Source organism: Chryseobacterium sp. Leaf180, from assembly GCF_001424585.1.
GTDB lineage: Bacteria > Bacteroidota > Bacteroidia > Flavobacteriales > Weeksellaceae > Chryseobacterium.
The window spans coordinates 45,492-72,018 of sequence record NZ_LMPJ01000008.1 but is presented as its reverse complement, the minus strand read 5'-3'; the positions used below and the strand labels follow the sequence as shown (position 1 = coordinate 72,018).

Below are 26,527 nucleotides of genomic sequence, written 5' to 3'. Positions count from 1 at the left end.
CGAGAAACTTTCAAACGAGCGTGCGTTGAACTTTCTCTAAAATGTTACATTTAAAACACTTTAAAATATGAATGCAATCCATTTACCCTCACTCCGCAATGCAGAATATCTTCAGTACATGAAAGATTTTGCGGGCATCATCAACCTGAATAATCCCGCTGCTTTGCAGATCGATGCCAAACTCGCCGCCTTTACCATGAAAACTGCAGAGCTGGAACAGCTTTTTAAAAAAGCGATGGCCAACGACCGGACGCAGGCAATAATGTTGTTGGACGAGAGAAGGGATGATGCCATCAATGGGATTACGGCTTTTCTGCAGGGCTATTCTTATCATTTTCAGGAAGACAAAAAACAAAACGCGCAAAAGTTACTCGCGAATATGGAGCTGTACGGAAGCGGTATCGCCCGACAAAATTATCAGTCGGAGACGGCTACAATCAACAGTCTGATTATGGATTTTGCAGGCAAACCCGAACTGGCGGCAGCGGTAACAGCCTTGAATCTGCAATCGTGGATCGACGAACTGCAGGATGCCAATACGCTTTTCGGTACCGAATATCTTTCCCGAACGCAGGAATATGGCGACGCAAATCCGGAAACCATCAAATCTAAACGGGAAGAGACGAATGTCGCTTATTACGCCCTTCGAGACCGCATCGATGCGCTGCATGTCTTAGTAGAAACCCCGCCATCGCCTTACAGCACGGTGATTAACCAGCTGAATGCCCTAACAGATCAATACACAGGTTTGCTGCTCAAAAGGAAAGATGCATTGCCTCCGGACAATCCGGAACAGCCTTCGTAAAGGAAATACAAGCTTTTAGCATATTGGTAAAACCACCTGATCGGGTGGTTTTTTTATTGGCAGGCAGAATTGTTTTAGCGTTGCATTCAACTAATTAAACGACTGCCGGAATTCCAAAGGTGATACACTTGTTTTCTTTTTAAAAAGCGTAGAAAACGACTGCGAATGCTCAAATCCCAGTTCATAAGCGATTTCACTGACGGATAAATCTGTGGTAGAAAGTTTCTCTTTCGCTTTGCTGATGAGCTTTTCGTGAATGTGTTGCTGTGTGTTTTGTCCGGTATGAAAACGCAGAAGGTCGCTCAGATAATTCGGCGAAAGATTCATCATTTCAGCAATCTGATGAACCGTTAAAAGTCCATCTTCAGATGACTTTTTATCAAAATAATCATTTAGAAACTTTTCAAATTTTACCAACAGCTGATGGTTGTTGTTTTTCCTTGTGATAAACTGTCGCTCATAAAAACGGTTGGAGTACTGGAGCAATGTTTCAATATGCGATAAGATAATTTCCTGCGTATATTTATCGATGTGACTGCATTCTTTATCGATTTTACTGAGAATTTCCAGCAGGTCACTTTCTTCATCTTCAGACAGGTGCAGTGCTTCATTCACCGCATACGAGAAAAATCCGTAATTCGAAATCGTTGTCGCTAAAGCATGTTTCAGCAAAAAATCTTCATGAAAAATCAAGACAAAACCTTTGCTTTCGCAATCCATCGTCTGCAAATCAAGATACTGCACCTGATTTGGCGCTGTAAAACTCAAAACACCTTTATCATAGTCGTAATGTTGCTGGCCGTACTTTATTTTTCCCGTCGCTTCACGTTTCAGCGCAACGCAGTAGAAACGGTTGGTAAAACCCTTCCAGACCTCATCTTCAATGAAAATACTTTGCGAAAGATCGACCACACTCACCATCGGATGTTTTGGTTCCGGAAGTGAAAGTAATCTGTGAAAATCTGAAATTGATTTTATTGTATTCATAATTTGAGGTTGTAAATAGGATTATTTATAATTCTTTTGGCGCCTGTTTCCATCTTCCACTCCCGCTTTTTTGCTCCACTTCGTTTCGCAAAAAGAGCTCCGTTCAAGCCGGGGCGCGATCGTATTGCGCTTTAAACAAACCTCATAGGTTTCAAAAACCTATGAGGTTTTAAATTAAAATTCCTGTATTCGCTGCAAAACTAATAATCCAAAAGTCCCATCCCAAACTCATCATAAGTCGCTCCGGTATCCGTTCCTAAAGGTACAATACTTTCCAGTTTAGTAAGGTCGGCTTCACTTAAAACAATTTTACCAGCTTCAATATTCTGTTCAAGGTATTTTCTGCGTTTCGTTCCGGGAATCGGAACAATTCCTTTGCTGATAATCCACGCCAAAGCCAGTTGGGACGAAGTAATTCCTTTATCTTCCGCCATATTTTCAATCGCTTCCACGAGCTCAATGTTTTTGTGAAAATATGAATCCTGAAATCTTGGAATGCCTCTTCTGAAATCATTCTCCGGCAAATCATCCACCGATCTGATGTTTCCGGAAAGAAATCCTCTTCCCAAGGGAGAATATGCCACAAAACCAATTCCCAGTTCGTTCAGAGTTTTGATAACGCCTTTCTCTTCAACCGTTCTTTCAAACAGGGAATATTCACTCTGAACAGCTGTAATTGGATGAACTGCGTGTGCTTTTTTTACCGTTTCCGTAGAGACTTCAGACAAACCAATGTACCCGATTTTTCCTTCCTTTACCAAATCGCTCATCGCGCCAACCGTTTCTTCAACCGGAATATTTTTATCGAGACGATGCATGTAATATAAGTCGATGTAATCGGTTTTCAGATTTTTAAGCGAACGCTCAACCGACTTTTTTACATAATCTTTCTGTCCATTGATTTTCCAGGTTAGCTGCTCGCTGTCATCAATTTCCCAGCCGAATTTTGTGGCGATAATATACTCATTGCGTTTTCCTTCAATCGCCTTTGCGATTAACCGTTCATTGGTAAAAGGGCCGTACAGATCTGCCGTGTCGAGAAAATTACCACCCAATTCCAAAGAACGGTGAATGGTTGCAATCGCTTCCTGTTCATCAGATTTTCCGTACATATCTGCGTCGCCGAAACCAGTCATTCCCATACAACCAAGACCCATGTTCGGAATAATTAAACCCTGATTTCCTAATTTTACTTTGTTCATTATATTCAAATTTTAATAGGACAAAGTTGATGAGAAATTGGAAGCAGAATGTTTGCAAAATGAAGATTGTCGTATGCGAATCACGGTTTATTTTAATCGCAATCTGTTCTCCATGTAGTGCGCAATTTTCTGTCCTTTTGCGAATAGAAAAAACGCGCTTCTGCCATTGGAAAATAATAGTAAACATCCATAATGTAATTGTCAAATATTTTAGATTCATCAGGTTCACCTAAAATATTTCTGCATTCTGAAATGTTCATTCCTTTTTTCACTTTTTCAAACTGGCGATCGTGAATAGCATCCATTAAATTAAAATATGTTTTCACAGATAATATTAATACCAGAAAAACAATTACAATTTTTAAGATGACAATTATTGCTTTCATAAAATTGATCTTTTTAGCTCTTCTGCTTACTACTCATATAAAAAACCAGCTTTCCACCGTTCATCATATCTGAATGTTTTAAAGTGAAATTTTTAATCTCTTTACCATTGAGAAGAATTTTCTGCACGTACACATTCTTCGGACTTTGATTAACCGCTTCAATTTCGAATGTTTTTCCATTTTCTAAATGTAAAACCGCTTGTTCAACAGCCGGACTTCCAATCGCATAATCTTCAGAACCGGGCGCCACCGGATAAAAACCAAGCGAACTCAAGATATACCACGCGCTCATTTGTCCTGCATCATCATTTCCGCCCAATCCGTCAGGAGTTGCTTTGTATTGCATTTCTAGAATTCGTCTGATCTGCGCCTGCGTTTTCCATGGCTGTCCGGCCCAATTGTAGAAATAGGCAACATGATGCGCCGGCTCGTTTCCGTGAACATAGCCGCCAATAATTCCTTCTCTTGTAATATCTTCGGTATCCGCGAAAAACTCGTCTGGCAAATGCATCGTGAACAATTCATCCAGTTTTGCGGCAAATTTTTTCTTGCCGCCCATCAGTTGAATGAGTTCATCCGGATTTTGAGGAACAAAAAAGCTGTAGTTCCAGGAATTTCCTTCAATAAAACCTTGTCCGTGAGTACTCAAAGCATTAAAATCTTTTTTAAAACTTCCGTCAGCCAAACGGGGACGCATAAATCCGATGGTTTTATCAAAATTATTTTTCCAGTTTTCAGAGCGTTTGATGAATTGACTGTAAATTTCCCTTTCGCCTAAATATTTAGCTAATTGAGCAATTGCCCAATCATCATAAGCATATTCCAAAGTATTGGAAACCGAAGTTCCGCTTTTTTCCGCAGGAATATAACCTTTGTCGATATAAAGACCAATGCCTTCATAATCTCTTTTGTTGGCAGTTTCCACACAAGCCAATAATGCTGCTTTTGCATCGCCGTCATAATTTCCTTTGATAATAGCATCTGCAACAACGCTTACGCTGTGATATCCACTCATACACCAATTGTCATTCGCATAATGTGACCAAATCGGAAGCATTTTCATTGAAAACTGATTGTAATGCGCCATCATCGATTTTACCATATCATTATTTCGCTTCGGCTGAATGATGTTAAAAAACGGATGGAGCGCACGATACGTATCCCAAATTGAGAAGGTTGTATAGTTGGTAAAACCTTCTGCTTTGTGAATATTTTGGTCTAAACCTTTATATTCTCCGTTGACATCGGTATACGTTGTCGGGCTTATAAAAGTATGATACATTGCCGTATAAAAGTTCGTTTTATCTTTCTCAGAACCTTTAATTACTATTTTATTTAATTCTTTATTCCAGATTTCCTGGGTTTGCGCTTTGATTTGATCGAAAGATAAATTTGCAGTTTCTTTTTCTAAATTTTCTAAGGCATTAGCTTGACTTACAGGCGAAATTGCCAGTTTCACTTCAATCGCTTCATTTTCATTCGTATCAAAATCGAAATACATTTTCAGATTTTTTCCAGCGATCTCGGGAAAGTTTTTAGTCTGATCAAATTTTCTCCAAAATCCATTGTAAACCTGCTTACCGTCATAATTTTTCTGACCGTAAGATTTAAATGATTTTGAAAATTTCATCGCAAAATAAACTGTTCGCGTTCTTGCCCAGCCGTTGGTCTGACGATAGCCTGTAACTGTATTTCCGTTTTCTACACGAACATATGTCCATACGTTTTTACCGTCATAATTGTAAATTCCCGCCATTAAATCTAAAATGATATGCGCCTGATCAGATTTCGGAAAAGTATACCGATGAACGCCGACTCTTGTTGTTGCTGTTAATTCCGCTAAAATATTGTGATCTTCCAGTTTCACTTTGTAATATCCGGCTTCTGCTTTTTCGTTCTGATGAGAGAATCTGCTTCGGTAACCGTTTTCGGGATTTGTTGCCGTTCCGGGATTCAACTGTAACTTTCCCACCGTCGCCATTACGAGAAAATCTCCCAAATCAGAATGTCCTGTTCCACTAAAATGGGTAGAGCTGAAACCTACAATCGTTTTGTCTTCGTATCGGTAACCTGCACAATATTTATAAACTTCACCATTGTATTTTCCGTTGAGTTCGTAGGCAATCGTATCGGTTTCCGGACTTAGCTGAACGGCTCCGAAAGGCGCTGTTGCTCCGGGATAAGTGTGTCCCATTTTTTCGGTTCCGATCAATGGATTCACGTATTGAATTAATTTTTTATCGCTTTGCGCAACAGCGAAAAAGCCGATAAATAAAAGAACCATGCTTGGCAGAAGAACTGATTTGCTCATGAAGAAGAATTTCGTCTAAAATACTTAATTTTAAAAAACCGGAATATGATGTTTGGTTTGGGTTTCGGCGGCGGCGAAGCCGCCGCCGAAACGGTAGCCGATAAAATTTTACCTTTAATCAATTTTTAAAAAATAAAATCTCAGTAATTATGAATATGTACACGCAACCAATGCTTCGTGAAGACGCACTCAAAGGTAAAGTCGCCATCGTTACCGGCGGCGGAAGCGGTCTCGGAAAAGCCATGACGAAATATTATCTTCAGCTTGGTGCAAAAGTCGTCATCACCTCCCGAAATCTCGAAAAATTACAGATTACCGCGAAAGAATTAGAAGCGCAAACCGGCGGGAAAGTTCTCTGCGTTGCCTGCGATGTGCGAAACTGGGATGAGGTAGAAGCCATGAAAGAAGCAACTCTGAAGGAATTTGGGAAAATTGATATTCTATTGAATAACGCAGCCGGAAATTTTATCTCTCCAACCGAACGGTTAACACATTCCGCTTTCGATTCTATTTTAGATATTGTTTTAAAGGGAACAAAAAACTGCACGCTTTCTATCGGTAAATACTGGATTGATAATAAAATCCCCGGAACGGTTTTAAATATTGTCACCACTTACGCCTGGACGGGCTCGGCCTACGTGGTTCCGTCTGCCTGTGCAAAAGCCGGAGTTTTGGCAATGACACGAAGTCTGGCCGTGGAGTGGGGAAAATACAACATCCGTTTCAATGCGATTGCTCCCGGACCGTTTCCTACAAAAGGCGCCTGGGACAGACTATTGCCTGGTGATATGAAAGATCAGTTTGATTTAGCAAAAAAAAATCCGCTCAAAAGAGTCGGGGAACATCAGGAATTGGCAAATCTCGCAGCGTATTTAGTTTCTGATTTTTCCGCTTTTGTAAATGGAGAGGTCGTAACCATCGATGGTGGCGAGTGGCTGCAGGGCGCTGGCGAATTTAATATGCTGGAAGATATTCCGCAGGAAATGTGGGACACGCTCGAGGCAATGATTAAAGCAAAGAAATCGAATTGAATATAAATAAAAAAATCCGTTGAAAATTTCAACGGATTTTTTTGTGGAGTTGGAGGGATTCGAACCCTCGTCCAAACAAGCAATACATAAGCCTTCTACATGCTTATTCTGCAATTGATTTTCGACCTAAACAGAGCACAGACACCCAATTTTCGGCTTAGCTTCTGAAATTTTCGAGTTTTGACCAAAGCTTCCAAAACCTTATTTCTGCATTACTATATCCCAGAATCAAACGCCGCAGAACAGAGCATTTGTGGGACATCCTGCTTCCTTACTATCTTCGGGAAAACGCTTGAAATCCTACTTTATTCAGATTAAGCTGCAAGAGCGAACTCTTCGTTGCCAGTTAAAAGTGTGTAGCAAGGGATTTAAGAGATCGCGCTACGGTTCTCTGCATGCTTACTTACCCATTGATCTTGCTGTCGAAACCAGTCAACCCCAATTTGAATCAGCAAAGTTAATAAAATCTTTTAAAATATTCAGATTAATGCAGATGCTTTCCATAATTAAATTAAAACCAGAAGATTTAATCCCGGTTTTTCAGCAAAATCCATCCTGTGAGTTCTATGGTTTTCTTTGTAATACTTTCTTCCCACGTCATTTTATACCAATACGTTCCGGTGGGTAAAGGTCTGCCGATGTAAGTTCCGTTCCAGACTTTATTTTTACTGTCTGCTTTAAAAACAGTTTTGCCATAGCGGTCGAAAATACTGCCTTCAAATTTGCTGAATCTGCTGATTTCGCTAAAATCAATAACATCATTTTTACCGTCACTGTTTGGCGTGATGACGTTATTCATAAAAAACGTGTAATATTCACTTGAAGTTTCACAAAGTGCGCCCGTATTTCTTACTTTTATTGAATACTGTGTATTTTTAAGAACAGTAAAAACATTAGAATTCTGCCAGCTCACACCACCATCAATCGAGTACTGCAATGAAAGATTCCCGCTGTTTTGAGCAATAATCGTAAGATTTGGATTGCTATAAATAATTTCTTTTATCAAAGGCGTCGTGATGTAATTTACTACAGCAGTAAAGGTTTTAGAGCAAACACCGTTACTTATCGTGACACTGTAATTTCCTTCTGTAGTTACTGTAATTGTTCGTGTTGTCGCGCCTGTACTCCAGTTGTAGATATAATCTGGTCCTGCTCCCGCATCCAGAATTCCTTTTTCTCCTTTACATATCTCAATATTCTGCAGTGTCGAAGAAATTTCCGGTACGACTGTAATTGTAATGCTCACCGGAGCTGCCGTACAGCCATTCGCGCCGGTTCCTGTTACGGTATACGTTGTTGTGCCAGTAGGAAAAACGGTTTGCGAACTTCCTGTTCCGGGCAATCCTGTCCAGTTATAAGTGATTGCGCCTGTCGCTGTTAATGTCACAGAACTTCCTTTGCAGATTTTCAATTGGCTTGCAGAAACGCTGATTGCAGGCGGCGTATTGTTTTTAATAACTGTAACTGAAGCCTGTTTTGAACAGCCGTTCAATGTGGGGCTTGTAATGGTTAAAGTATAAATACCACTGTTATTCACAACCGGAGTCAAGGTGTTGCCGCCAGATACTATATTTCCTCCGGAAGTCGTCCAGAGAAAAGTTGCGCCCGAATGATAAACAGAAGAAGTAGCGTTTAAAGTAATTTGCGCCTGCGAACAGTCGATCTGTGTTGGCGGATTGATATTGATGGTAATTGCCGGATCCATTGTTACAACTGTAGATTTTGTAAATGTACATCCATTTACCGTAGTTACCGTAACGGTATAAGTTCCTGCCGAATTAACATCAATAGATGAAGTCGTAGCGCCGTTTGACCATAAAAAACTGTTTCCTACTCCGTTGGCTGTTGCGTTAAGGGTCGTAGGTGTTCCCTGACAGAAAATAAGCGCTCCGGAAATCTGCACATCTGGGTCTGCGTCTTGGAAAATATTGATGGAAGCGGCATCGCTGGTGCAGTAAGTATTGTTGCCACTAACCGTTAAAGTGTAAATTCCAGGCGAAGAAACCGTAATCGACTGAGTTGTAGCACCAGTTGACCAAAGATTTCCTGTTGCAGAATTTGATGTTAAAGTAACGGAAGAATTTCCACAGATTACCATTGATGATGCAGTAATTTGTGCGATTGGTTTTATGGTAACACTTAAGTTTACCGCTACTACTTTTGCGCAGGTTGTAGATTTGATTCGTACATAAATAGTTCCTCCGGTTGAAGTAAATGTGCTGGGATTTGGAATTGTCGCTGAATTTCCGGCCAATGCATCACTTTGATTTAAATAAAAATCGAAAGTCAGACCAGGCGTAGAACTGATTTGACTTTGTAATAGAATCAAATCAAACAAAGCATTCGGCGTCGCTGAACACGTTGTAAAATTGGTGCTTATAATGTTCGGTACAACTCCTTGTCCAACCGTTACCGACTGATTATAAAGACAATTTGCAGGAGTTTTTACTGTTACTGTGTATGTTCCGGGAGCGGTGACATTTATAGAAGGCGTAGTAGCAGTCGTCGACCACAGATACGTATTTCCGGTGCCGTTCGAAGTTGCTGTAAGTGTTGTAGAAGAATTTTCGCACAGAAATAAATTCCCCGTAATCTGCACATTCGGATTTGTATCCTGTGTAATATTAACAGAAGCGACCGGACTTGTGCAGATGCCGTTGGTTCTTGTCAGAGTATAATTGCCCGGAGTTGTTACGGTAATCGATTGCGTTGTTGCGCCTGTAGACCAAGTGTTGCCGGTGGAGCTGTTTGAGGTTAAAGTGATGTTTCCGTTCGGGCATAAAACTGTTGAGGATGCCGTAATGCTCGCCGTCAGACTTTTATCTTTAAAAATAATCGTATTGGTTTGCTTGCAAGCATTTGCGGAATTATTCGGGTTCGCTGGATCGAGATAACTGATCGTGTAATAATACGTTGCATTTGCATTAACTGTAATCGGCGTAAGAATCGGATTGGTTCCCGTCGCTGCATTATTTGCCGAACTGTAATAATTTACCGAAAAATTGGCGTTTCCGTTTAAAATTCCTGGAGTAAGTGTACTGAAATTGTAAACCGTAGAACTTCCGCAGATATTTATTTCTCTCGGAGCGCCTGTAGTCGTACCAGGAACGCCTGGCGGAATAAAAGGATTTGGAGAAATCGCAGGATTGGTAAACGGTGATATAAAAGTCGCTGTTCCGCCCCAGGTCAGATTAAAAGTATAAACCGTGCTCGACCAGTTATCAAGATAAAGATAGTACGTTTGTCCGGCCACCACATCCATGTATTTGCAGTACGGATCGGTATTTCCTGCGCCCGAAGTCGTGTTGGTATTCGTCATCGTCATTCCTGTACTCCCGAAATCTCCCGATGCGTTGCAGCGAATAGCGGTTCCAAGATTACTGCAGGATTTATTTGGACCGTAGATCGCCCAGTCGTAATCCACAGGTCCGGTTGGAACAAGATTAAATGTTAAAGTTCCGCTCGTTGCGATCGTAAATTTATACCAAACCGAATGATGTTCCCCAGAAAGACAGTTTCCAAGATTTTCGTTGATATTTCCGATTCCCGCAGGTGTATAATTGATGTTTGAATTTCCGCAAACTGTGATCGCTGTCACGCAGTCTTCCTGAGCATTTGAGAGAACAGAGAAGGCGACAAAGAAAAAAAAGAGTAGTTTTTTTATCATATGGTTCAGGTATGAAGATTATTTATTAAGAATATAGATTGAATAAAATTGTATAATCTGCCTTTATGCAAAAAATGACACAATTAATCGTAGTATATATGAAGAAAGTGAAAGTCTTAGAAGTTTGGTTATTAGTATTTTATTAGCCTGAAAAGAATCCTTATCTCAAATGCAAAATTAGATTTTTCCAACTTTATCTGTTGCATTTTCTTTTTAAATTTAACATTATTAATTTCTAGATTTAAAATGCTGAAAGATAGTTTTTTATAAATTTTTATGAATTGTCTCGATAAGTTTTGCGGTTTAAATAAAAAATTATGTACTTTTGCAATCCAAAATGAGATGTAATATATGTTAATAATTCCAGTAAAAGACGGAGAGTCTATCGACAGAGCACTTAAAAAATATAAAAGAAAATTTGATAAGACAGGTACTGTTCGTCAATTAAGAAAAAGACAGGCTTTCATAAAGCCTTCTGTAACTTTGAGACAGTCAAGACTTAAAGCTGCTTACAAGCAGGTAAATTTAAGCAAAGAAGAGCAGGCTTAATAAAATTTTCTTCTTCACATACACGATCACTTCTTAAATTACTATATTTGAGGAGTGATTTTTTGTTTTTAATGATGAGGTTATGCGAGAGAAATTTTTGGAATATATTGAGCACGAAAAAAGGTATTCGCCGCACACCGTGGCAAGTTACAGGAAAGATTTGAAGGATTTTGAACTGTTTTATCTCAAGTCTGAAGGTTCTGAAAATTTCTTTAAAGCTGATAAAAAAATCATCCGGAATTTTATCGCCGACCTCAGCGAACAGAATTTTTCTAAACGCAGCATCAACCGGAAAATCTCTTCACTCCGCAGTTTTTTTCTTTTTCTTTTAAAACTTGGTGAAATTTCGATGTCGCCAATCGAAAATATATCTTCTTTAAAATTTTATCCTGAAAAACAATCACCCATTTCTGCAGACGAGATGGAAGACCTTCAGCAATATTATGATAGCGATGCAGACTCGCTTATGGAGCGTGCTCTGATCGAAGTTTTGTATCAAACCGGCATGCGTAAAGCTGAACTTTGTGGCTTAAAATTTGAAGATATTAGCTTTCAGGATGCTCAGATAAAGGTGCACGGAAAAGGAAATAAAGAACGATTTATTCCAATTTCTGAGGAGCTTGTAGAGCTTTTGGCGAAATATTCTGATATCAGAAATCCTTTGGAAGATCATAAAAGTTATTTCTTCGTCTCAAAAAAAGGACGGAAAATTGGTGAAAAATTTGTTTATACCACGGTTAATAAGTACCTTAGTTTGGTCACTACGAAGGATAAAAAGAGCCCGCACATGCTGAGGCACAGTTTTGCCACTCATGTTTTGAATAACGGTGCAGAGATTTCGAAAGTAAAGAAAATATTGGGTCACAGCAGCCTCGCAAGTACGCAGGTCTACACCAATGCCAATATAGAACAGTTGAAAAAAGTGTTTAATCTGGCTCATCCACGAGCCGCAAAAAAAGAAGAATTATGAAGATTACCGTACAGTCAATCGGATTGACTCCACACGAACCACTGGAGTCTCACATCGAAAAAAAAGTAAGTAAACTGGAAACTTTTTATGACAAGATTCACGACTGCAAAGTCATTCTCAGAGTAGAAAATCACTCAGATAAAGCCAACAAAAATGCGGAGCTTATTTTGGCTGTGCCTGGTGATGATATTGTGGTAAAAAAGACAACAACCAGTTTTGAAGAAAGTTTAGATTTGTGCGTAGATGCGGCTAAGAAACTGTTAATCAAGAAAAAAGAACTGGCTTAAAAAATAATCGCCAAAAAGATTAAAAAAAACTTGGAGATTTCAAAAAATCTGTTCTATATTTGCACTCGCAAAAAGGAACATCGATCTTTTGAAATCTTTTTTATTTGCCTCCGTAGCTCAGCTGGCTAGAGCAGCTGATTTGTAATCAGCAGGTCGTGGGTTCGAGTCCAGAGTGGCTAAATGGGACTGACTGTAACTCAGTTGCTTCGGCTTCGTAGGTTCGAATCCTGCTCTCCCCACATTTTATATTAAAAAAGTTGCAGATAAAAACGGTTTTTGTTAAGTTTGCACACGTTTACCAACAGTTTTGGATACAAAATTGCGGAAGTAGCTCAGTTGGTAGAGCGTCAGCCTTCCAAGCTGAATGTCGCGAGTTCGACCCTCGTCTTCCGCTCAAAAAATCGCCCGTTGCAACGCGTGATCTTTTTTACTGCTGATGCAGCACAGAGTAGCATTTCTCTGATGGCCTTCAGTTTTTTATTAAATTGCCTCCATAGCTCAGTTGGCTAGAGCAGCTGATTTGTAATCAGCAGGTCGTGGGTTCGAGTCCCTCTGGAGGCTTCCAGAGTGGCTAAATGGGACTGACTGTAACTCAGTTGCTTCGGCTTCGTAGGTTCGAATCCTGCTCTCCCCACATTTTATATTAAAAAAGTTGCAGACATAAAGTTTACTTTTCGTTTGTACACGTTTACCAATAATTTTGGAAACAAAATTGCGGAAGTAGCTCAGTTGGTAGAGCGTCAGCCTTCCAAGCTGAATGTCGCGAGTTCGACCCTCGTCTTCCGCTCAAAAAAATCACCTTTTCCTAAGCGTGATTTTTTTATTTTAATGCCGACTTAGCTCAGCGGTAGAGTGCTTCCTTGGTAAGGAAGAGGTCACGGGTTCAAGTCCCGTAGTTGGCTCAGAAAGTACACTGAAAAAGTGTACTTTTTTTGGTTAAAATCACTATTTTGATTTTTAAGAATATTTTAATTTGTTCTAAAAGTTCTCACAAAACTTTCTATTATATCTTTATCTAAAGCTTCTCCCGGTGTTTTTTATTTTTAAACATCATTTAGCAGAGAAAAAATTTTCATTTAAAAGCTGTAAATTCGTTTGAAATATCATCTGTATGAAAATTCTCCTGCTGGAAGACGACCTTATTTTGTCTGCTGAACTTTGTAAGTTTTTAGAATCAAACCACTTCGTGTGCGATAAAGTGTATGATGGCGACAGTTTTTTGCGAAAGATTCAGGGGAATACGTACGACTTTTACCTTTTGGATATCAACGTGCCGAAAATTAACGGTCTAGATGTCTGCCAGACGATCCGTTCGTTTGACAAAACCACGCCCATCATTATCATCTCTGCTTACGGCGATATTTCAGATAAAAAAGATGCTTTTTCAAGGCTTGCTGATGATTATCTGGTAAAGCCATTTCAGTTTGAAGAATTGCTTTTGAGAATGAATTCTCTGCTTCGCAGAAAACTTCCTTCAGAAAACAGTGATCAGGATTTGATCGTAATTGATGATTTGATGATCAACAAAACCGAGCAGAAAGTGTTCCGCGCGGGACAGGAAATTGCGCTTACTCTGAAAGAATTTCAGCTGCTCACCTATTTAGCAGAAGCTCAGGGAAGAACCGTATCTAAACAGCAGATTACAGAAAATGTGTGGGAACATCATTTCAACACGAATACCAACACCGTTGAAGTTTATATTAATTTCCTCCGCAAAAAGATCGACAAAGATTTTAAGGTGAAACTCATTCACACGCGTTCCGGGTTCGGATATTATTTAAATCACGTGTAAAATGTCGCTGAAAAGAAAAATCGCGCTCACCATCAGTATTATTTTTTCCCTGCTTTTTGGGATCGTTTTGGTGATGGTTTATTTTTCTTTTGATGATTTTCGCCGGGAAGAGTTTAAAGAACGCTTTCGTCAAAGGCTTGAGTTTACTTCGCGGTTTATTTCTCAGTCTAAAGATTTTGAAAACGAAGCGCCACTTTTCTTCAGCGAAAATTCTGACAACATTCTCTTAGACGAGAAAATTCTGATCTTTAATGATCAAAAGCAACTAATTTACAGTACGATCAAAGACCGTAATGTAAGTTGGGACGCAGAGATTTTAAAAATTCTTGAAAAAAACAAAACCTTTTACAGCGAAGAAAATACGCCCGAAATTTACGCTGCCCGAAAATTCATTAATGGAGAAACTTACTACATTCTCACCAGCGCGTACGACACCAACGGAAAATCGAAGCTTGAATATCTAAAATATCTTCTCATCACCGCGTTTATCACCTGTACACTTTTGATCGGGCTTTTCTCCTATTATTTCATGGGAAAATTTTTGCGGCCTTTGGAAGATCTTAATAAAGAAATCTCTGAAGTTACAGCGCATAAACTCGCTACGCAGGTGAAAATAAAACAGTCCAACGATGAGATTGGAGTTCTCGCACTGTCTTTCAACACGATGATCGCAAAACTGAATGACGTTTTCCAGTCGCAAAAGGATTTTTCTGCGAGCGCGTCGCACGAAATCCGTACGCCAATTACGAGAATGGCTTTTCAGCTTGAAAATCTCATTAAACTTGAGCAGCACAGCCCGGAAACTTTGCTGGCACTGCGGCAGATGCTGAAAGACGTTTTCCAGCTTTCTGATCTTACCAATTCGCTTTTGTTGCTTACAAAATTTGACAAAGAAAATATTCAGGATATTTTTGAGAAAGTCCGAATTGATGAAGTGATTTTTGAAGCGTTTGATTTGGTTGTAAAAAATTATCCTTCGCTAAAAATGGATTTTCAGATTTCTGAGGAAACTGAAGATTATGCCTTTCTTACTGTTCCAGGAGTTGCCGCGCTTCTTAACATCGTTTTTATCAATCTCCTGAAAAACGCAGCTGTTTATTCTGATAATGCGCAGGCAGAAATTTTAATTACCGAAAACCAAAAACAGCTCACCGTACAGATTTCTTCCGAAGGCCCGACAATTTTACCGGAAGACCAGCCAAAACTTTTCGAAGCTTTTATGCGTGGAAAAAACTCTCAGAATATTTCCGGTTCTGGTCTAGGCTTGCGCATCGTAAAGCGTATTCTGGAATATCACAACGCCGAAATTTCCTACATGTCGCCAAAGGAAAATCTCAATTTATTCATAGTCATATTTACAAAATAATATCAAATTCTCAGATTTTAACATTATTTTAAGGCTTATTTAAGGTCGTTTTAATCGCCGCACAGCATTTTTGTCATTAAATATAAAACAATGAACAGATTTGCCGCTTTGTGCGTTGTGCTTTCTACGGGTGTGTCGGCACAGCGCCAGATGTCACTCGCAGACTGCGAATTGGCTTTTCAGGAAAATAATCTTCAGCTGCTCGCCGAGCAGTACAGCGTAAGCATGGCCGATGCCGATATTCTTCAGGCTAAAATCTGGGAACTTCCTCAGGTGAGCGGTTACATTAACGCCATAAATCCTCAGGATCACAGGGTTTTTGATGCCGGCCGCGCGAAAGGCGCCGAAATTACACAGCTCATTTACATGGGCGGAAAAAAGAAGAATGAAATCGCTTTTGCGAAATCTAATAAAGAGCTTTCTCAGCTGCAGTTTGCTCAGCTTCTTGTCGATCTCCGGTCGCAGCTTCGCGCCAATTTTTTCGATCTTTATTTTGAAAAATTAAAACTTGCCAATACCGAACGTCAGCTTGGTTATCTGAATGACCTTTTGAAATCGTACAAAACGCAGCTGAAAAAAGGAAATGTTTCGCTGAAAGATGAAGTGCGGCTGCAGAGCATCGTGATTCAGCTTGGAAATGACCGCGTAGAAATTTCTAAAGAAATGGCTGAACTTGAGCAGGGTTTAAAACTGCTGACTGGACTTTCAGACGATCTCGATCCCGAAATTTCGGATGAAGAGATTAAAAATATGATCGCTGTGCAGCCTTTCGGTGATGTTTCAGTGTTGAAAAGAAAAGCGCTTGAAAATAATTCTGATTATCTTTTTTATCTGAAATTGATTGATAATGCCAAGCTTTTCGCACAGTGGCAACGGTCGCTCAATGTTCCGGATTTGAATATCGGTGCAGAATACGATCAGGCATCGGGAACTTTTAATAATGAAATCAACCTTAAAATTGCCATTCCGCTGCCGCTTTGGAAAGTGAATAAAGGAAATGTGCAGAAGGCAGATTTTGCGATTCGACAGAATCAGCTGAAAGCAGAGTATCATAAACTCGATCTCGAAACCAAAGTTCACGCTGCTTACAAAACGTGGGAAAGCCAATATCAGCAGTTGCTCAGCATTAAAAGCGAGGATCTCGAAAATCATGATCTCGTATATGAAGGAATGGTAAAAAATTTCAGAAACGGAAACGTAAGTCTGATCGAATTTGCAGACTTTATGGATAGTTACCGGCAAACGGCTCTGCAGATTTATGATCTCAAAACTGAGCTTCTGCTTTCTGCAGAGCAGCTCAATCAATTGGTACAAACTAAAATTTTCTATTAAAAAAAGATGAAAAATATATTTTACGCATTTTTAGCAGCGCTCAGCATTTGCTCATGCTCAAAGGAAGAAAAGAAGACGGCGGTTCAGCCAAAAGGTTTTGAGCTGAGCAACCAGATGCTGGCTTCGATCAAGACGGCTGTAGCAGAGTTTCAAAACATTGAAAATTCTTACAGTTTTTACGGAAAAATCGCGGTGGATGCCAATTCCTACATCGACGTTTATCCGTTGGTTGGCGGCAATGTGATGAGCGTTAATGTTGAACTGGGAGATTATGTGCGGAAAGGTCAGGTTTTGGCGACGATCCGAAGTACAGAATTAGCGGAGATTCAGAAAGACATCAGCGACGCACGTACAGATCTTGTTGTGGCGAAAAACAGTCTGCGTGTCGCACGTGAGATGTATGAAGGAAAACTGACGACGGAAAGAGAGGTTTTGGAAGCAAAAAGTCAGGTGCAGAAAGCCGAAGATCAGCTGCGAAGATCAAATGCCGTAAGCGCGGTTTATAACGTAAAAAACGGAAATATCTACAGCGTCATTGCGCCGATCAGCGGTTATATAGTGCACAAAGACATCAATAAAGATATGCAGCTGAGAAGTGACCGCAGTGAAAATATTTTTGATGTAGCGAATAACAAAAACGTCTGGGCGATCATGAATATCAACGAATCTGATATTGATAAAATAAGCATCGGAATGCCGGCGCAAGTTTCCACATTGTCTTATCCGGATAAAAATTTTAACGGAAAAATTGATAAAATTTTTAAAATAATCAATCCTGAAACCAATGCGATGCAGGCGCGCGTAGTGCTTGATAATGCCGATGAATTGTTAATTCCGGACAGCAAGGCGACAGTAAAAGTTTCAAAATCTGAAAATGAAAAAGCGATAGCAATTCCTTCGAAAGCCGTGATTTTTGACGATAACAGAAGTTATGTGGTGGTTTTTAAATCAAGAACGGATGTAAAAATCAGGGAAATCGAGGTTGGCAAACAGTATGGCGACGCTACTTACATCAAAGACGGTCTTGCTGAAGGTGAAAAAGTGATTACCAACAATCAGCTTTTAATTTACCGTTCGCTGAAAAACTAAACGCAGGAGTTTACAGAAATTTACCATTCGAAAATAAGATATGAACTGTTTTTCCAGACAGTTTAAGGTCTGAAATGTTTCATCTAAAATCTATTCAATGAATAAATTCATTAAAAATATCATCTCCTTTTCGCTGAAAAACAAAGCCTTTACTTTCGTCTGGGTCGGTATTTTGGCAGTCGCGGGATTTATCAGTTTTAAAAATATGCCGATCGAGGCGTTTCCGGATGTAACGAATACACAGATCGTCATCATCACGCAGTGGGACGGAAGAAGTGCTGAAGAAGTTGAACGTTTCGTGACGACACCCATTGAGCTTGCGATGAGTCCGGTTCAGAAAAAAACAAGCGTCAGGAGTACGACGATGTTCGGGCTTTCTATTGTAAAAATTCTTTTTGACGACGGAGTAGACGATATGTTTGCCCGGAACATGGTCAATAATCAATTGCGGAACATCAGTCTTCCAGAAGGAATCGATCCTGAAGTACAGCCGCCTTACGGACCGACAGGCGAGATTTTCAGATATACTTTAGAAAGTAAAACGAAAGATTCGCGGGAACTTTTGACACTGCAGAACTGGGTGATTGACCGTGCGCTTCGTGGTGTTCCTGGGGTTGCTGATGTGAATGTTTTTGGCGGACAAGATAAAGTTTATGAGCTGAGCATTGATCCGCGGGCTCTGGATAAATACAAACTTACGCCGCTGGAAGTTTATGAAGCGGTGACGAAAAGTAATCTGAATGTCGGCGGTGATGTCATTGAGAAAAACGGTCAGGCATACGTTGTACGCGGGATTGGATTGGTGCAGACGACTGATGACATTGGGAATATTACGATTCAGAATGACAATGGCAATCCGGTTTTGGTGAGAAATGTGGCTGAAGTTCATGAGAGTTCGCTTCCGAGGGTTGGTCAGGCTGGATTAAACGGTCAGAATGATACCGTAGAAGGGATTGTTGTGATGCGGAAAGGCGAAAATCCTCGTGAAGTTTTGGTGAATATGAAAGCTAAAATTGCCGAGCTGAACGAAAAGATTCTCCCAAAAGATGTAAAAATGGTCACATTCTACGACCGCGATCATCTCATGGATTTCACGACAGAAACAGTAATGCACAATTTGCTGGAAGGAATCATTCTGGTTACGGTAATCGTTTTGATTTTCATGGCCGACTGGCGCACAACGCTTACCGTTTCCATCATTATTCCGCTGTCGTTGCTTTTCGCATTTTTATGTTTGAAACTTTGCGGGATGAGCGCCAATTTATTGTCACTAGGAGCAGTAGATTTTGGAATTATCATTGATGGAGCTGTCGTCATGGTCGAAGGGATTTTTGTAATGCTCGATCATAAAGCGAAAAAGTACGGACCGGAAAGATTCAACAAAATGGCAAAAGCCGGTTGGATAAAACAAACCGGAACAGGCTTGGGAAAAGCAATTTTCTTCTCCAAATTAATTATCATCACATCGCTGATTCCGATTTTTGCGTTTCAGAAAGTGGAAGGAAAAATGTTTTCGCCGCTCGCATTTACGCTTGGTTTTGCATTGATCGGCGCGTTGATTTTTACGCTAACGTTAGTTCCTGTTCTCACGCATTTACTTTTAAATAAAAACGTAAAGGAGAAAAACAATCCTTTTGTAAATTTCTGGGACAGAATTGTTTTGAAAGGTTTCAGTTTCACCTTCAGAAACAAGAAAATCAGTCTGATGGTTTCTATCGCATTTGTGGCGGTGATTTTATTTTCAGCAAAATTTTTAGGAACAGAATTTTTACCTCAGCTAAACGAAGGTTCGCTGTGGATTACTGCCGAAATGCCGATGAGTTCGTCGTTAAAAGAATCTCTGAAGACGGCAGATTTATTGAAAAAAGACATTATGAGCGTTCCGGAGGTGACCGATGTTTTGGCGCAAACAGGACGAAGTAACGACGGAACCGACCCGAACGGATTTGGTTTTGTGCAGTTTGCAGTAAATTTAAAGGATAAAGATGAGTGGACGCGGAAAATTACATACGAGCAGTTGACGGAGGAAATTGATAAAAAACTGAGCAGCTATCAGGGAATTACGTTTAATTATTCTCAGCCGATTTCGGATAACGTGGCAGAGGCAGTTGCCGGATTTAAAGCTGAAAACGGAATTAAACTTTACGGTGACAATCTTCAGACTTTAGATGAACTGGCAGATAGCGTTTTGAAATCAATAAAAGATGTGGACGGTGTTCGTGATGCCGGGATTATTAAAAATATCGGCCAACCGGAAGTAAATGTAGTTTGGGATCGGAATAAAATGGCGGCATACGGTGTAATGCCGGAAGATGCGCAGACCGTTCTGGAAATGGCTTTTGGCGGAAAAACAGCGTCTGAAATGTATGACGGCGAAAGAAAATTTCCGATCCGGCTGAGATATTCTCAGGAATTCAGGAAAGATGAAAAAGATATTGCTTCGCTGATGGTTCCGACGCAGGACGGAACGATGGTTCCAATGAAAGAGATTGGGAAAATTGAGAAGAATAATGGTGCCGCGTTTATTTACAGAGATGATATCAAGCGTTATATCGGGATAAAATTCTCGATTCGTGACCGTGATTTGGGCGGGACAATTGCTGACGCGCAAAAAAATGTTGCGAAAATTAAACTTCCGGATGGTTATAAAGTAGGGTGGACCGGTCAGTTTGAAAACCAACAGCGCGCGACAAAAAGATTGACGGAAATCGTTCCGATCAGTATTTTAGGAATATTTTTCCTGCTGTACATTCTTTTTGGAAACATGAAAGATTCGTTTCTGGTTTTGGCGAATGTACCTTTTGCTTTAATTGGCGGAATTATCGCTTTGCATCTCACAGGGATGAATTTTGGGATTTCTGCAGGTGTTGGAATGATTGCTTTGCTGGGAATCTGTATTCAAAACGGGGTGATTCTGATTACCGAATTTCATCAGAATGTAAAAGACGGAATGCCGATGAATGATGCGGTTTTGAATGGTGTAAAATCGAGAACACGGCCTGTAATTATGACGGCTTTGATGGCATCGATCGGACTTTTACCTGCAGCATTATCAACAGGAATCGGCTCGGAATCTCAGAAACCGTTAGCGATTGTCATCATCGGAGGTCTTATTACCGCGACTGTTTTAACTTTATTAATTTTCCCGATTATTTTCTGGATTTTTAACCGGAAAAATAAAAAGCAGATTGCAAAATAATTAAATAGAAAAATCCCGGAACTGAAAACAGTCCCGGGATTCTCGTTGAAATAAAGATTTTATGTTTTTAGAATCCTAAACCAATCGCAAAACCTCTTACAGGATTTGGGAAAGCACCTACGGAAGTTGTCGCTCCGGTAGTAAGATTTACATTATACATTCTGGTTTCTGCACCTACAGTTGCCAGAAGATATGCTCTGCCGCTTACTCCACCGATATCGAAACCGTTTGCAGAACCGATGTTGATGCCTAAACTTCCCACAGCAACCTGTGTACCTGAATTTGCCGGGGTTTGAATATATAATATGTCTGTATTATGATCAATAGTATATAAAGTAGTTGTAGCTGTATTAGGAATATTATTGTTATAAGCTGCAGCGCCAATTGCATTGGTAGAAACGCCATTTACCGGAGAATCAACTGTTAATGTAGCGTCAGCAGGATTAATTCTTAAATTCTGTCCGGTGTTGCTTACCACTCTGATTCTGTCTACAGATGGATTAAAATCAAATCCGAAATCTGTACCACTAATTAAAGTACTAAGCTGTGATCCTACCTGTGTAGCAGCACCTGAAGCAAGATTGATACTGTATATTCTGCTGGTACTTCCTAGAGCGAAAAGTTGACCATTCACAGGTCTGAAATCAATTCCGAAAATACTTTCTCCTCCCTGAATTCCAGTAATCGCTTTTGTAACCGGTGCAGCACTTGATCCTGGATTGAAGATCTGAAGGGTGTTAGAATTATCAACCGCATATGCAACAACATCTGTAGGAATCGCGATGTCTATCAATTTTTGCGTAAGCATTCCGATATTTGTAGCTTTTCCTGTGCTCAAATCTACTGTATAAAGTAAATTTGAACTACCAACAGTTGCAGCCATCATTGCTACGCTGTTATCAGGATTGATATCGAATGCAGCCTGACCAGTGAAAGTTATTCCAAGACTCCCAACTTCTACAAGCGTACCGTTGTTTGGCGGATCTTGCTTAAACAATTTTCCGCTGGTTGCGTCAAGATCATATAAGACAGTTGTGGATGCGCCTGCTTTACTGTTTGTATAAGCAACACCCGATATAGAAGATGTATTGGCAACTCCACCATCTTGAATAACACCTGTAGTCGCCATAAGAGGATTTTCTGGATTGATTCTTAGATTCTGCCCTGTATTTGTAACCAGTCTAATTCTGTCGACAGTAGGATTAAAATCAATAGATGCAAAAGTCCCACTAATTGCTGGAGAAAAAGATGTTGAATTAATTGGTCTCGCAACAGCTGTACTAGCATTAATTGCATAGATTTTACTTGCATCAGAAACTGCATAAAGTTCACCTGTTGCAGGTCTGAAATCGATACTCATAAGCTTTTCTGTGCCAGAGATACCTGTGATATTCATCGTCGAAATTAAAGTTCCGGGTGTTTTAGCGTTAAAGCTTACCAATTGGTTTGATGTACTCAAACCGTACACTAAAAGATCCGGTCCGACAGCCGGAGTTACCGTGGTAGGTGGAGTTTCAATTACTGTAGATTCGTCATCGCACGAGACAAGTGCTGCGGTAAGGCATGAAGCCAACATAAGATGTAAGAATTTTTTCATATCGTTTAATTTTAGTTATGATTCAAATATACATACGAGAAAAAAAAATCATTGGTTTTCTGAGTGTTTTTTTTATTCAAATTTTTATTTAAATTTGCAACTTCATTTACAGTATTAAGGTAGATGGTGGCTTTATAGACATGATATTAAAAAGTTTTTATTCAAAAAAGTTTTAATATATAAAAAATCATTATATTTGCACACCGAAAAATTGATTAAAACAACAATAAAATAATTTTAAATCATGGCAAAGGAAACGTTTAATCGTAACAAACCACACTTGAACATTGGTACTATTGGTCACGTTGACCATGGTAAAACTACACTTACTGCAGCTATTTCTGCTGTACTAGCGAGCAAAGGTCTTGCTGAGAAAAAAGATTTCTCTGCTATTGACTCTGCTCCTGAAGAAAAAGAAAGAGGGATTACTATCAATACTGCTCACATCGAATACGAAACTGAAAAAAGACATTACGCTCACGTAGACTGTCCTGGTCACGCTGACTATGTTAAGAACATGGTAACTGGTGCTGCTCAGATGGATGGCGCTATCGTTGTATGTGCTGCTACAGACGGACCAATGCCTCAAACTAGAGAGCATATCCTACTTTGTCGTCAGGTAAACGTACCTAGAATCGTTGTTTTCATGAACAAAGTTGACATGGTAGATGATGCTGAGCTTTTGGAGCTTGTTGAAATGGAATTGAGAGACTTATTGTCTACTTATGATTTCGACGGAGATAACTCTCCAGTAATTCAAGGTTCTGCACTTGGTGCACTTACAGCTGCTACTGCAGAAGGAGGTGCTAAGTCTGACGATCAGTGGTTCAAATCAGTTGAAGAATTGATGGATGCTGTTGATACTTGGATCGAAGAGCCGGTAAGAGATACTGAAAAGCCATTCTTGATGCCAATTGAAGATGTATTCTCTATTACAGGTAGAGGTACTGTAGCAACTGGTAGAATTGAAGCTGGTATTATCAACACAGGTGATCCTGTAGATATCGTAGGTATGGGTGATGAAAAATTGACTTCTACTATTACAGGAGTTGAGATGTTCAGAAAAATCCTAGACAGAGGTGAAGCTGGTGATAACGTAGGTCTATTGTTGAGAGGTATTGAAAAAACCGACATCAAAAGAGGTATGGTAATCGCTAAGAAAGATTCTGTGAAGCCACACAAAAAACTTAAAGCATCTGTATATATCCTTTCTAAAGAAGAAGGTGGACGTCACACTCCTTTCCACAACAAATACCGTCCTCAGTTCTACGTAAGAACTACAGACGTTACAGGTGAGATCTTCTTACCAGAAGGTGTAGAGATGGTAATGCCTGGTGATAACTTAGAGATCACTGTAGAATTGCTTCAGCCAATCGCTCTAAACGTAGGTCTTAGATTTGCGATCAGAGAAGGAGGTAGAACAGTTGGTTCAGGTCAGGTAACTGAAATCTTAGACTAATTATCTAGACATAATAATAGTTCCGTAAGGAAACTTACGGGACTTTTTTAATCTACGGGCATCGTCCAATGGTAGGATACCGGTCTCCAACACCGTTGATCAGGGTTCGAATCCTTGTGCCCGTGCAAAAAGAAACTAATGAGCTTAGTAGAATTTTTAAAAGGTTCTTATAACGAATTCAGATATAAAGTTGAATGGCCAAAATGGTCAGATCTACAGTCCTCAACGATTGTAGTCACCATTGCTACTGTCATCCTCGCGTTATTTACTTTTGGTGTAGACGAATTGTTTTCAAAGGCAATAAGCAACATCATCGGGATCTTAATCAACGCATTCAACTAATAAAAGTATTTTCCCATAATGAGCGAATTAAAATGGTATGTGCTGAAAGCAATCAGCGGACAGGAAAATAAGGTAAAAAACTACATTGAGACAGAAATCAAGCGTTTAGGCTTCGAGCAGTATGTTACTCAAGTGGTAATACCTATGGAAAAAGTAATTCAGCTTAGAAACGGAAAAAAAGTACCAAAGGAAAAACCTTACTATCCTGGTTATCTGATGGTAGAAGCAGATCTGATGGGAGAAATTCCTCACGTTATAAAAAATATTCCTGGTGTTATTTCTTTTTTAAGTTTAACTAAAGGAGGAGATCCTGTACCGATGAGAAAATCTGAGGTTAACAGAATGTTGGGTAGAATGGATGAACTTTCAGAATTTGCTTCTGATGCAGAAATTCCTTTCGTAGTTGGCGAAAACGTGAAAGTAACCGACGGACCATTCAATGGTTTCAATGGCACTGTAGAGAAAATCTTAGAAGACAAGAAGAAAGTAGAGGTTTCTGTTTTAATTTTTGGAAGAAAAACTCCAATGGAACTGAGTTTCATGCAGGTAGAGAAAGTATAATATAAACTTTAAAAATACTAAACCAGTCTGTTATAGACTGGTTTTTTTTATTTTAAATTTTCATATGAAGATCCAAAATTGGATTTATAAATTGATTTTAAATAATGAAGAGGATTTTATTAATGATGTTTACAGTCATTTCAACGGCTTTTAAATCTCAGTTGATTCACCACACCACAAATTATTTTGGTCCCAATGCCAATCCGGTTCCTGAGTTTACAGGAGCGGCGATACCAAAAGAAACTCAGCTGGAAATTATGGGTGATTATTACTTCGGATTTGGTGATCAGACGATTTCAAATTTTGTTCGGGCTGAAATTCCTTTGGTTCCCGAAAAAGTTTCGGTAAAATTCTGGAAAACGACCATTGAAAATTACAGTGTTACCGATGAAATCGTACAAAGAAGAGCAATGCAGAAAAACAAAGGTGTGGCAACCGGCGACTTTTACATGCAGACAAGAATTAAAGTTTTATCTGAAAATGAAAAAAGACCGGCAATTGTCGTGAATGCAACTTTAAAAACGGCTTCAGGAAATGCTTTTGATAACCGTCGTTTTTTCGATACAGCAGGTTATTATTTCGATGTGGAAGTAGGAAAATCTTTCCAGCTTGAGAATGCATTTCTTGATGAAATCAGGTTTTCTACTGATCTAGGATTTTTCTCCTGGGATGTACAGACACCCAATCTTAATGTGCAGGACGATGCGTTGATGTATGGTTTTAAACTGATGCTTAGACATAAAAACATTCGCTGGGAAAATACCGTTTCGGGATATAACGGCTGGATTCGTCGTGTAGAAGATTATGGGGATCAGCCATTAGTATATGCGTCAAAATTAAGTTTTGATCTGCACAAAATTCAGATATTTGGACAGTTTCAGTATGGAATCCGGTATTTCCCATATAATCAGATCAGAATTGGTGTGCAGATTCCTTTAAATAAACTGACTCCAAACTTTTTCAGCGACAAAGAATAAAAGATTTTCAAATTTTTATTTAATTAAAAACGTTGATTGTTTGCTAATTAAAAATAATTTCATAGTTTTGCAGTCCGAAAAGTAGGCTCATTTGATGTGAGAACAAATGACTTACGGAATAATAATGCTTCCAAACTCATTCATTATTCAAATTTAAAAAAAAAGAAATGGCTAAAAAAGTCTTTAAAATGGTAAAACTTCAGGTGAAAGGTGGCGCTGCCAACCCTTCTCCACCAGTAGGCCCGGCATTGGGTTCTGCAGGTGTGAACATCATGGAGTTTTGTAAGCAATTTAACGGGAGAACCCAAGATAAGCCAGGACAAGTTTTGCCTGTAGTAATTACAGTATACGAAGACAAATCTTTTGAATTCGTTATCAAAACTCCTCCTGCAGCAATCCAGTTGATGGATGCGGCTAAAATCAAAGGTGGCTCTGGTGAACCAAACAGAAACAAAGTGGGTTCTGTATCTTGGGATCAAGTAAAGAAAATCGCTGAAGATAAAATGAGCGACTTAAACTGCTTTACAATGGATTCTGCACTTTCAATGGTTGCAGGAACTGCCAGATCTATGGGATTAAGAGTAACAGGAACTAAACCAACTAACGCTTAATACTGAA

The 26,527-nt window shown here is 39.5% G+C and carries 21 protein-coding genes, 7 tRNA genes and 1 other RNA gene; 22 read left to right on the top strand and 7 right to left on the bottom strand.

The window, feature by feature from the left end; genetic code table 11:
* Window positions 1-67 precede the first annotated feature (67 nt).
* Entirely contained in the window at window positions 68-805 is a 738-nt protein-coding gene (locus tag ASG01_RS07995; protein ID WP_055862497.1) for a DUF6261 family protein, read from the top strand.
* Between the two features lie 90 nt (window positions 806-895).
* Here ASG01_RS07995 and ASG01_RS07990 read toward each other — a convergent pair whose 3' ends face one another.
* The 4 genes from ASG01_RS07990 to ASG01_RS07975 all read right to left on the bottom strand — a co-directional run bounded on the left by ASG01_RS07990 (window position 896) and on the right by ASG01_RS07975 (window position 5,691).
* The gene (locus tag ASG01_RS07990; protein WP_055862495.1) at window positions 896-1,792 is read right to left on the bottom strand and encodes a helix-turn-helix domain-containing protein; all 897 of its coding nucleotides are present in this window, start codon (window positions 1,790-1,792) and stop codon (window positions 896-898) included.
* A 200-nt stretch (window positions 1,793-1,992) separates the two neighbouring features.
* On the bottom strand, window positions 1,993-2,994 hold the full coding sequence (locus tag ASG01_RS07985) for an aldo/keto reductase (protein WP_055862493.1): 1,002 nt from the start codon (window positions 2,992-2,994) through the stop codon (window positions 1,993-1,995).
* 92 nt (window positions 2,995-3,086) lie between these two features.
* Window positions 3,087-3,380: a hypothetical protein gene (locus ASG01_RS07980; protein WP_131725343.1), complete on the bottom strand. Its 294-nt coding sequence runs from the start codon at window positions 3,378-3,380 to the stop codon at window positions 3,087-3,089.
* Window positions 3,381-3,393: 13 nt separating this feature from the next.
* Window positions 3,394-5,691 carry a GH92 family glycosyl hydrolase gene (locus ASG01_RS07975; RefSeq protein ID WP_082498326.1) on the bottom strand — a complete coding sequence of 766 codons (2,298 nt, stop codon included), beginning with the start codon at window positions 5,689-5,691 and terminating at the stop codon, window positions 3,394-3,396.
* A gap of 149 nt (window positions 5,692-5,840) precedes the next feature.
* Here ASG01_RS07975 and ASG01_RS07970 point away from each other — a divergent pair, with 149 nt between their 5' ends.
* Window positions 5,841-6,722 carry an SDR family oxidoreductase gene (locus ASG01_RS07970; RefSeq protein ID WP_055862488.1) on the top strand — a complete coding sequence of 294 codons (882 nt, stop codon included), beginning with the start codon at window positions 5,841-5,843 and terminating at the stop codon, window positions 6,720-6,722.
* 41 nt (window positions 6,723-6,763) lie between these two features.
* Here the strand turns inward: ASG01_RS07970 and ssrA are convergent.
* Both ssrA and ASG01_RS07965 read right to left on the bottom strand, forming a co-directional pair.
* Window positions 6,764-7,162, bottom strand: a transfer-messenger RNA (tmRNA) gene (gene ssrA / locus ASG01_RS15715).
* An 86-nt stretch (window positions 7,163-7,248) separates the two neighbouring features.
* Window positions 7,249-10,389 (bottom strand): T9SS type B sorting domain-containing protein, encoded by a 3,141-nt coding sequence (locus tag ASG01_RS07965; protein WP_055862486.1) that lies wholly within the window; start codon window positions 10,387-10,389, stop codon window positions 7,249-7,251.
* A 351-nt stretch (window positions 10,390-10,740) separates the two neighbouring features.
* Between ASG01_RS07965 and rpsU the strand changes: the two genes are divergently transcribed.
* The 14 genes from rpsU (at window position 10,741) to ASG01_RS07895 (ending at window position 20,973) form a co-directional block, all read left to right on the top strand.
* Window positions 10,741-10,938, top strand: coding sequence for a 30S ribosomal protein S21 (gene rpsU / locus ASG01_RS07960; RefSeq protein ID WP_055862483.1), 198 nt, complete (start codon window positions 10,741-10,743; stop codon window positions 10,936-10,938).
* An 82-nt stretch (window positions 10,939-11,020) separates the two neighbouring features.
* Window positions 11,021-11,908, top strand: coding sequence for a tyrosine-type recombinase/integrase (locus ASG01_RS07955; RefSeq protein WP_055862481.1), 888 nt, complete (start codon window positions 11,021-11,023; stop codon window positions 11,906-11,908).
* The gene (locus ASG01_RS07950) at window positions 11,905-12,195 is read left to right on the top strand and encodes an HPF/RaiA family ribosome-associated protein (RefSeq protein WP_055862479.1); all 291 of its coding nucleotides are present in this window, start codon (window positions 11,905-11,907) and stop codon (window positions 12,193-12,195) included. The genes ASG01_RS07955 and ASG01_RS07950 overlap by 4 nt, the downstream gene beginning before the upstream one ends.
* 112 nt (window positions 12,196-12,307) lie before the next feature.
* A tRNA-Thr gene (locus ASG01_RS15980) sits at window positions 12,308-12,434 on the top strand.
* Window positions 12,435-12,516: 82 nt separating this feature from the next.
* Window positions 12,517-12,589, top strand: a tRNA-Gly gene (locus ASG01_RS07940).
* A 93-nt stretch (window positions 12,590-12,682) separates the two neighbouring features.
* Window positions 12,683-12,756 (top strand) — tRNA-Thr (locus ASG01_RS07935).
* Window positions 12,750-12,829 (top strand) — tRNA-Tyr (locus ASG01_RS07930). The genes ASG01_RS07935 and ASG01_RS07930 overlap by 7 nt, the downstream gene beginning before the upstream one ends.
* Window positions 12,830-12,909: 80 nt before the next feature.
* A tRNA-Gly gene (locus tag ASG01_RS07925) sits at window positions 12,910-12,982 on the top strand.
* 43 nt (window positions 12,983-13,025) lie between these two features.
* Window positions 13,026-13,097: transfer RNA gene (locus tag ASG01_RS07920), tRNA-Thr, on the top strand.
* Window positions 13,098-13,306: 209 nt separating this feature from the next.
* Window positions 13,307-13,987, top strand: a complete 681-nt coding sequence (locus ASG01_RS07915; RefSeq protein WP_055862477.1) for a response regulator transcription factor — start codon at window positions 13,307-13,309, stop codon at window positions 13,985-13,987.
* A gap of 1 nt (window position 13,988) precedes the next feature.
* Complete coding sequence (locus ASG01_RS07910; RefSeq protein WP_055862475.1) at window positions 13,989-15,353, top strand: ATP-binding protein; 1,365 nt, start codon at window positions 13,989-13,991, stop codon at window positions 15,351-15,353.
* Window positions 15,354-15,443: 90 nt separating this feature from the next.
* Entirely contained in the window at window positions 15,444-16,685 is a 1,242-nt protein-coding gene (locus ASG01_RS07905) for a TolC family protein (RefSeq protein ID WP_185097232.1), read from the top strand.
* A gap of 6 nt (window positions 16,686-16,691) precedes the next feature.
* Complete coding sequence (locus ASG01_RS07900; protein ID WP_055862474.1) at window positions 16,692-17,774, top strand: efflux RND transporter periplasmic adaptor subunit; 1,083 nt, start codon at window positions 16,692-16,694, stop codon at window positions 17,772-17,774.
* A 97-nt stretch (window positions 17,775-17,871) separates the two neighbouring features.
* Complete coding sequence (locus ASG01_RS07895; protein ID WP_055862471.1) at window positions 17,872-20,973, top strand: efflux RND transporter permease subunit; 3,102 nt, start codon at window positions 17,872-17,874, stop codon at window positions 20,971-20,973.
* A 67-nt stretch (window positions 20,974-21,040) separates the two neighbouring features.
* Here ASG01_RS07895 and ASG01_RS07890 read toward each other — a convergent pair whose 3' ends face one another.
* Complete coding sequence (locus tag ASG01_RS07890; protein ID WP_055862469.1) at window positions 21,041-22,570, bottom strand: DUF4394 domain-containing protein; 1,530 nt, start codon at window positions 22,568-22,570, stop codon at window positions 21,041-21,043.
* Window positions 22,571-22,814: 244 nt separating this feature from the next.
* On the opposite strand from ASG01_RS07890, the gene tuf reads away from it, so the two are divergent.
* From tuf to rplK, 6 genes are all read left to right on the top strand, one after another.
* Complete coding sequence (gene tuf, locus ASG01_RS07885) at window positions 22,815-24,029, top strand: elongation factor Tu (RefSeq protein WP_055862467.1); 1,215 nt, start codon at window positions 22,815-22,817, stop codon at window positions 24,027-24,029.
* A gap of 54 nt (window positions 24,030-24,083) precedes the next feature.
* Window positions 24,084-24,154, top strand: a tRNA-Trp gene (locus ASG01_RS07880).
* Window positions 24,155-24,167: 13 nt separating this feature from the next.
* Window positions 24,168-24,371 carry a preprotein translocase subunit SecE gene (gene secE, locus ASG01_RS15710; RefSeq protein WP_082498325.1) on the top strand — a complete coding sequence of 68 codons (204 nt, stop codon included), beginning with the start codon at window positions 24,168-24,170 and terminating at the stop codon, window positions 24,369-24,371.
* 18 nt (window positions 24,372-24,389) lie between these two features.
* Entirely contained in the window at window positions 24,390-24,932 is a 543-nt protein-coding gene (nusG, locus tag ASG01_RS07875) for a transcription termination/antitermination protein NusG (RefSeq protein ID WP_055862465.1), read from the top strand.
* A gap of 104 nt (window positions 24,933-25,036) precedes the next feature.
* A complete protein-coding gene (locus ASG01_RS07870) occupies window positions 25,037-25,909 on the top strand; it encodes a hypothetical protein (RefSeq protein ID WP_131725342.1) in 873 nt (290 codons plus the stop codon).
* 167 nt (window positions 25,910-26,076) lie between these two features.
* Window positions 26,077-26,520 (top strand): 50S ribosomal protein L11, encoded by a 444-nt coding sequence (gene rplK, locus ASG01_RS07865; protein WP_055862460.1) that lies wholly within the window; start codon window positions 26,077-26,079, stop codon window positions 26,518-26,520.
* The last annotated feature ends 7 nt before the right edge of the window (window positions 26,521-26,527 follow it).

What these genes read in the sequence shown, in the direction of transcription:
- ASG01_RS07905 (WP_185097232.1), top strand. Translation starts at nt 15,444, where the DNA reads ATGAACAGATTTGCCGCTTTGTGCGTTGTGCTTTCTACGGGTGTGTCG.
- ASG01_RS07980 (WP_131725343.1), bottom strand. Translation starts at nt 3,380, where the DNA reads ATGAAAGCAATAATTGTCATCTTAAAAATTGTAATTGTTTTTCTGGTA.
- secE (WP_082498325.1), top strand. Translation starts at nt 24,168, where the DNA reads ATGAGCTTAGTAGAATTTTTAAAAGGTTCTTATAACGAATTCAGATAT.
- ASG01_RS07995 (WP_055862497.1), top strand. Translation starts at nt 68, where the DNA reads ATGAATGCAATCCATTTACCCTCACTCCGCAATGCAGAATATCTTCAG.
- ASG01_RS07915 (WP_055862477.1), top strand. Translation starts at nt 13,307, where the DNA reads ATGAAAATTCTCCTGCTGGAAGACGACCTTATTTTGTCTGCTGAACTT.
- ASG01_RS07895 (WP_055862471.1), top strand. Translation starts at nt 17,872, where the DNA reads ATGAATAAATTCATTAAAAATATCATCTCCTTTTCGCTGAAAAACAAA.
- ASG01_RS07955 (WP_055862481.1), top strand. Translation starts at nt 11,021, where the DNA reads ATGCGAGAGAAATTTTTGGAATATATTGAGCACGAAAAAAGGTATTCG.
- ASG01_RS07910 (WP_055862475.1), top strand. Translation starts at nt 13,989, where the DNA reads ATGTCGCTGAAAAGAAAAATCGCGCTCACCATCAGTATTATTTTTTCC.
- ASG01_RS07975 (WP_082498326.1), bottom strand. Translation starts at nt 5,691, where the DNA reads ATGAGCAAATCAGTTCTTCTGCCAAGCATGGTTCTTTTATTTATCGGC.
- ASG01_RS07965 (WP_055862486.1), bottom strand. Translation starts at nt 10,389, where the DNA reads ATGATAAAAAAACTACTCTTTTTTTTCTTTGTCGCCTTCTCTGTTCTC.
- ASG01_RS07900 (WP_055862474.1), top strand. Translation starts at nt 16,692, where the DNA reads ATGAAAAATATATTTTACGCATTTTTAGCAGCGCTCAGCATTTGCTCA.
- rplK (WP_055862460.1), top strand. Translation starts at nt 26,077, where the DNA reads ATGGCTAAAAAAGTCTTTAAAATGGTAAAACTTCAGGTGAAAGGTGGC.
- ASG01_RS07870 (WP_131725342.1), top strand. Translation starts at nt 25,037, where the DNA reads ATGAAGAGGATTTTATTAATGATGTTTACAGTCATTTCAACGGCTTTT.
- ASG01_RS07985 (WP_055862493.1), bottom strand. Translation starts at nt 2,994, where the DNA reads ATGAACAAAGTAAAATTAGGAAATCAGGGTTTAATTATTCCGAACATG.
- ASG01_RS07990 (WP_055862495.1), bottom strand. Translation starts at nt 1,792, where the DNA reads ATGAATACAATAAAATCAATTTCAGATTTTCACAGATTACTTTCACTT.
- ASG01_RS07950 (WP_055862479.1), top strand. Translation starts at nt 11,905, where the DNA reads ATGAAGATTACCGTACAGTCAATCGGATTGACTCCACACGAACCACTG.
- ASG01_RS07890 (WP_055862469.1), bottom strand. Translation starts at nt 22,570, where the DNA reads ATGAAAAAATTCTTACATCTTATGTTGGCTTCATGCCTTACCGCAGCA.
- nusG (WP_055862465.1), top strand. Translation starts at nt 24,390, where the DNA reads ATGAGCGAATTAAAATGGTATGTGCTGAAAGCAATCAGCGGACAGGAA.
- ASG01_RS07970 (WP_055862488.1), top strand. Translation starts at nt 5,841, where the DNA reads ATGAATATGTACACGCAACCAATGCTTCGTGAAGACGCACTCAAAGGT.
- rpsU (WP_055862483.1), top strand. Translation starts at nt 10,741, where the DNA reads ATGTTAATAATTCCAGTAAAAGACGGAGAGTCTATCGACAGAGCACTT.
- tuf (WP_055862467.1), top strand. Translation starts at nt 22,815, where the DNA reads ATGGCAAAGGAAACGTTTAATCGTAACAAACCACACTTGAACATTGGT.